8 protein-coding genes are annotated in these 5,624 nt (G+C 61.7%); 1 reads left to right on the forward strand and 7 read right to left on the reverse strand.

Annotated elements, in window-relative coordinates:
- Together AC1DT2_RS14670 and AC1DT2_RS14675 are read right to left on the reverse strand one after the other, a co-directional pair.
- Positions 1 to 342, reverse strand: a 342-nt coding sequence (locus tag AC1DT2_RS14670) for a HipA N-terminal domain-containing protein (RefSeq protein ID WP_477297093.1), incomplete at its 3' end; no start/stop codon positions are given.
- On the reverse strand, positions 342 to 617 hold the full coding sequence (locus tag AC1DT2_RS14675; RefSeq protein ID WP_213947312.1) for a helix-turn-helix domain-containing protein: 276 nt from the start codon (positions 615 to 617) through the stop codon (positions 342 to 344). The genes AC1DT2_RS14670 and AC1DT2_RS14675, both read right to left, overlap by 1 nt.
- 124 nt (positions 618 to 741) lie before the next feature.
- Between AC1DT2_RS14675 and maiA the strand changes: the two genes are divergently transcribed.
- Positions 742 to 1,401 (forward strand): maleylacetoacetate isomerase, encoded by a 660-nt coding sequence (maiA, locus tag AC1DT2_RS14680; RefSeq protein ID WP_477297095.1) that lies wholly within the window; start codon positions 742 to 744, stop codon positions 1,399 to 1,401.
- Positions 1,402 to 1,409: 8 nt separating this feature from the next.
- Here maiA and AC1DT2_RS14685 read toward each other — a convergent pair whose 3' ends face one another.
- The 5 genes from AC1DT2_RS14685 to guaA form a co-directional block, all read right to left on the reverse strand.
- On the reverse strand, positions 1,410 to 2,363 hold the full coding sequence (locus AC1DT2_RS14685) for a type II toxin-antitoxin system HipA family toxin (RefSeq protein ID WP_477297097.1): 954 nt from the start codon (positions 2,361 to 2,363) through the stop codon (positions 1,410 to 1,412).
- 286 nt (positions 2,364 to 2,649) lie between these two features.
- Complete coding sequence (locus AC1DT2_RS14690) at positions 2,650 to 3,051, reverse strand: helix-turn-helix domain-containing protein (RefSeq protein ID WP_477297098.1); 402 nt, start codon at positions 3,049 to 3,051, stop codon at positions 2,650 to 2,652.
- Positions 3,048 to 3,308 (reverse strand): hypothetical protein, encoded by a 261-nt coding sequence (locus AC1DT2_RS14695; protein ID WP_477297100.1) that lies wholly within the window; start codon positions 3,306 to 3,308, stop codon positions 3,048 to 3,050. The genes AC1DT2_RS14690 and AC1DT2_RS14695 overlap by 4 nt, the downstream gene beginning before the upstream one ends.
- A 90-nt stretch (positions 3,309 to 3,398) precedes the next feature.
- Positions 3,399 to 3,719, reverse strand: a complete 321-nt coding sequence (locus tag AC1DT2_RS14700; protein ID WP_477297101.1) for a DUF4166 domain-containing protein — start codon at positions 3,717 to 3,719, stop codon at positions 3,399 to 3,401.
- Positions 3,720 to 4,150: 431 nt separating this feature from the next.
- Positions 4,151 to 5,624 (reverse strand): glutamine-hydrolyzing GMP synthase (gene guaA, locus AC1DT2_RS14705; protein ID WP_477297102.1); only part of this gene is annotated, 1,474 nt, incomplete at its 5' end.

Consider the following 5,624-nt stretch of genomic DNA (forward strand, 5'->3'; position numbering starts at 1 on the left):
GTTCCAGCCATCTGGCACCGAGTTGTCGTGAAGTAACTGTACGGCGCCCACGCAGTCGCGACCGATCGCCTCGAGTAGCGTAAAGGCATCGAGCGAGCGGGTGCCGAATCTCCTGCCAACACGCTCGCGAATACGATCGTTGTCGGGCAACAGGTTATCGAAGTAATTCTCGACGACAGAACCGGTGACGGTGAGCGTCGGAGTGAACGGTAATGACAGGGAAAGGGGTCGCGCCCTGTCGGATTCCAGCCAGGACGGCGCATAGGCGAAGGTGTGAGACCCGCGATCGACCCGCCACATCCCAACGTGCTCACCGTTCATCCATGCGTTCAATGTCGCCATTACCAGTCACCCTTTCGGGATGTGATGGACTCCCCTGTCGCCTGAAGGCTCGGCGGTGAACCGCCCTCACGCAATACCAGGGAAACCCGGAGCGCCGAAAGGAGCTTCATTAACTGATCGATGCTGACGACGCCCGGGTTATTCTCGATCTCCGCGATTCTGGCCTGACCTACCCCGACGAGTTGACCAAGAGCCGCCTGCGTCAGTCCGCGCTCCTTTCGGAGTGCACGTAGATACTCGCGCAGCTGGTTGGAAATCTGGATGGGATAGTCCACGGAGGCACCTCAGACGGTCGCCGCAAATTATTGGCTATAGCCATTTTTTACCAGATATTGGCTCTGGTGTATAGTATCCATTTATTGGATATAGTAAATATTCCTGCTTGCAAGGACCCATCCCATGACCATCCAACTCTACGGTTTCTGGCGCTCGAACGCGGCGTTCCGTGCCCGGGTCGCTCTTGCGTTGAAGAAGCTGCCCTTCGAAGAAATCGACATCGACATCTTGTCCGGACGACAGTTCGATCCCGACTACGCCGCGGTGAATGCGGGGCATGTCGTGCCCACCCTGGTTCACGACGGACACCGCATTTTCCAGTCTCTGGCGATCATGGAGTATCTCGACGAAATCCAGGCAGAGCCGCGCATCCTGCCGGTAGATGCAAAAGAGCGAGCCTATGCCCGGTCACTCGCCCTGGTTTCCGTCGCCGATGCCCATCCGTTGATCGTGCCGCGCGTGCGCAAGCAACTCGGCGAAGCATTCGGCGCCGATACGGCAGCGATCGAGGCATGGTGCAAGCATTGGACGACGGAAGGTCTTGCCACCTACGAGCGGCTTCTTACGCGACGCCCCGCCGCWCCGTTCGCACTGGGTGCCATGCCAACGATCGCCGATATCTGCGTCGCCGGTCAGATCGTCCTGGCCGAGCTTTATCAACTGGACGTTACGGCGTTTCCCCAGGTGACGGCACTGGGTAAGCGTTGCTTCGAGCTGCCGGCGTTCGCCGATTCACATCCGTTGCGGCAACCTGGAGCGAAGACTGCAAAGGTGCATCACTGAGGCAGGAACTAGCCGACGCTAAGCGCTTTCTCCAGATCGTCGTGCTCGAAGGCGCTCTCCATCCGGCGGATCTCCGCTTCACGACTACCTACCTCACGAGCGACATCCCGCCATGTCTTGGTCACCTCGGCCACGCCACGAATGATCTTGCGTGCCACGGATAGCTGAAGGCCAAAGAACCCTGAAGCGCTCTCGAGCAAATCGACCGAGCACGTCGCTTCGTCGAGATCGATGTTCGTTGCCAGGACACGTGCCTTCATGTCGACTGGTGTCGGATTCAGGTCGTACGCGGGCGACAGGATCCAGCCGTCACTTCCTTGCCACAGGAAACCGTGATTGCGTAGGTGATCGTCGACGTTCGAGATGAGGACACTGAAGACGACGCGGAGGTACAACTGCTCCGCATCGGCGCGCGCTCTTGCACCGTGTGCCGCCAGGGCGTCGGCAAGCTCGGGATAGCTACCGCGCTCGCCGTCACGTGCCCCGAGCATCGACATGGCGGAAAGGAACGGCGTACGAGCCGTGCCCCGGCGATCGAATCGACGCGACAAAAGGACCGCTTTTCCCGCGATCTGGACGAGCTCGTGATGAGGCGTTTCGATGCCCGCACGCTCGGCGAGACGGAGAGCCACCTCTTCCCAGGTCTCGATGCTGTATTCGTCGCTGTCCTTGGGAAACTTCGCGATCGACAGGTGGCCATGCTGATCGAGCACCGAGGCCTTCGGTCTTGCGCCACCTAGTGAGGATCCTGGGGCGAAGATCAGCCTCAGATCCTCATCGGTTTCCTCGTCTCTCAGAAGCCGTTCGGTAACCTGAAGAAGACGACCCAGCTCCACAACGGGAGGAACGCCGCGATCGGGCGCCTGGAAGATGTCTTCCCCAACCCGGCGAAAACGCATCGCGCCAAGTCGAGTTTCGTCGGAGACGCCCAGTAGATAATCCAGCTCACCCAAGGTTCGCACACGACGTCCCGCGTGCTCAGCGTTTCGCCGTTCAGCGCGTTGCATGAGACGACGGCCCCAGGTATCGGGAGCCGAATCGCCCAGGGAGCCAAAAAGCGTCAAGCCCGGCGGTGGCGCAAACAGACCCTTCGTCAACCGAAGAGCAGGCTCGACGGAAAAGCAGACGTCGCTGCCTAGCCATTCATCGGCGTACTCGAAAGTCGCGGTTTCACCGCGGCCGGATGAACGGTGCCGAAGGAGACCTACGAGCCTGTTTGTGCCTTGGAGTTCAATGTGCACTTCGACATCAGACATCGCTCTTGCCTCCGCGAGGAAGTCTCACTCGCTTGGGAAGCTGGGCTGCGCCCAGAATCTGCCCTTGCGTGTCAGCGCTGACGTCGGCTAGGGCTGCTAGCCCGTCAAGCAGCCCAAGCGCATGGAGAACGGCGGCGTAAATACCCATGCCTACGGACGGGTCGCCATCCTCGACGCGCTGGAGCGTGGCGCGGGACGTAAATGCGCGATCCGCCACCACCGCCATCGTTAGTTGTCGGCGACGGCGGGCGTCATGAATGTCGGCGCCGAGCTTCCGAAGCGCTCGACGCGCAGCCGCGGGAGCAGCATGCGGGGTGGGCATATGTACGCTTTGCGTGACCTTAAGTGGATTTAAAGTATCACGAAGATTACATATTCTACCAATCTGGATCATGCGCGAGCTCGCGCGGGGTCCGACACCACCTCAAGCAGCTTCGCCAAAGGCAGGGCACGCTGTATATCAGCGACCGCGCTCTGAACTGCAGCATCGGCGCTTTCAGCATCACGGACACACTCCAGAGCGAGGTGACCTTGTCGTCCCATGCCGACCAGCACATCTCGGCACCCGGCTTCGCCCAGCTGCTCGACAAGCCGGCAGGGATCGCAGCCCTTGTCGGCTAACTCGTACTTCAAGGTAAAAATATATTCCACTACAACGTCCGCCTTTTCATTGTCCCGACGCCCTTCGGCACGGAAAAGATGGGATAGACCACATAGAGAAGCCTACCCAAGACGTTGATATTAAAGATATATATAGCGTCGATATGTCAGATAACGCCCCGAGCCCGTGTCAGCCGATTCCCGACTCCGCCGCGCCTTTGTAGTCAACGATGTGCCCGACAGAATGTCGAGCTCAAGCGACCCCTTGTAAGCCGCGATCAGGCCGACCGTCGGCGCCGAGATCTCCACATCGAAATGAAACCAACCGCCATCCTCGTACTCGAAGCTCACTCCACGAGGCAGCAGGAAAGCGGGCGTCGGAATGCCGAGTAGCGACCATCGCCGCGGAACCAGGCAAAGCCTCCCTCCATCGACCACCAGCGCAAGGGCGAATGACGCCATCTTCGGGCGCAAACGTCACCGTGACGGGCACATCCGGGGCGGTCTGCGGAAATCCCACCATCGCCCGAATGGCCCGCGCCAGCATCCCGCCGCCATGGCGAACCTCCGCGTGGCCACTCCACCGCCGTTTCGCAGTTCCTTCAGCCGAGACGGAAGCGCGTCGAAGGCCGAGCCAAGCACCTGCCGGTAGAGCGGTCCCGTGGAGTCATCGTCGCGGAACCCGGTGAAGATTGTCCGGCCCGCGAAACGAGACGGAGCGGAACAACCCGTGCCTGGCCCACGTACTTCGCGCAAAGGCGACCGCCGAACACGCCGTAGCCGCCAAGGATCCTGATCACGCTCATCGCTCAACCATCCGCGGCGGGTCAACCCCTTGGAGGGCCCGACTGTTCGCGAATAGGAACCTGTCCGTCCAGTAGAGAGCGGAGCGATCACTCCCACTCAATCGTCGCCGGCGGCTTCCCCGAGATGTCATAAACCACACGAGAAATACCACGCAACTCATTGATAATACGAGTCGAGCACGTATCAAGGAAGTCGTACGGCAGGTGCGCCCAATGTGCCGTCATGAAGTCGATCGTCTCGACGGCGCGCAGCGCGATGACCCACTCATAGGCGCGACCGTCGCCCACCACGCCCACCGAGCGCACCGGCAGGAACACAGCGAACGCCTGACTCACCCGGTCGTACAGACCATGCTTGCGCAGCTCTTCGATGAAGATCGCATCCGCACGCTGCAGCAGGTCGACGTACTCGGGCTTCACTTCGCCAAGGACGCGCACGCCCAGGCCGGGGCCGGGGAAAGGATGGCGGTAGACCATGTCGCGCGGCAGGCCGAGTTCGACACCGATGCGGCGGACTTCGTCCTTGAACAGCTCGCGCAGCGGTTCGACCAGCTTGAGCTTCATGTGCTCCGGCAGGCCACCGACGTTGTGGTGGCTCTTGATAACGTGGGCCTTGCCCGTCTTGCTGCCGGCGGACTCGATGACGTCAGGGTAGATCGTGCCCTGGGCCAGCCATTTCACGTTCTCGAGCTTCGCCGATTCCTCGTCGAAGATCTCGACGAACAGGCGGCCGATGATCTTGCGCTTGGCTTCGGGGTCTTCCACGCCGGCGAGTGCGTCGAAGTAGCGCTGCTTCGCGTCGACGCGGATGACGTGCACGCCCATGTGCTCGGCCATGGTCGACATGACCTGGTCGCCTTCCTGGAAACGCAGCAGGCCGGTATCGACGAAGACGCAGGTGAGCTGGTCACCGATKGCTTTCTCGAGCAAGGCGGCCACGACCGAAGAGTCGACGCCGCCGCTGAGACCCAGGAGCACGCGGTCGCTACCGACCTGCTCGCGCACGCGGGCGACGGAATCTTCGATGATGTGCGCGGCGTCCCACAGCGTGGCCGATGCACAGATGTCGACGACGAAGCGGCGGAGCAGCTCCAGGCCGCGCTTGGTGTGGGTCACTTCCGGGTGGAACTGCACGCCATAGAAGTGACGCTCGTCGTCGGCCATGGCAGCCAGCGGCAGGCTCGATGTCGACGCCGTGGCGGCAAAGCCTTCCGGCATCGCGGTGACGCGGTCGCCGTGGGACATCCAGACGCCGAGCGACTCGCCCTCCTCGACCACGGTGTCGAACAGCGCGCAGCTGGCGAAGGTGATCGTGGCCGGACCGAATTCACGATGATGACCGGCTTCCACCTTGCCACCGAGCTGCTCGGCCATGGTCTGCATGCCGTAGCAGATGCCCAGCACCGGCACACCCAGCTCGAAGACCAGCTGCGGCGCGCGCGGGGACTCGTCCTCGGTGACGGACTCGGGGCCACCGGAGAGGATGACGCCGCGCGGGTTGAAGCCGCGGATCTCGTCGGGCGCATGATCCCAGGCCCAGACCTCACAGTAGACGCCGATC

The sequence above is a fragment of the Luteibacter sp. P4_E6 genome, from assembly GCF_056401535.1.

Bases quoted from the DNA above. Each gene is read 5' to 3' on its own strand.
- AC1DT2_RS14700 (WP_477297101.1), bottom strand. From the start codon at position 3,719: ATGGCGTCATTCGCCCTTGCGCTGGTGGTCGATGGAGGGAGGCTTTGC.
- AC1DT2_RS14690 (WP_477297098.1), bottom strand. From the start codon at position 3,051: ATGATCCAGATTGGTAGAATATGTAATCTTCGTGATACTTTAAATCCA.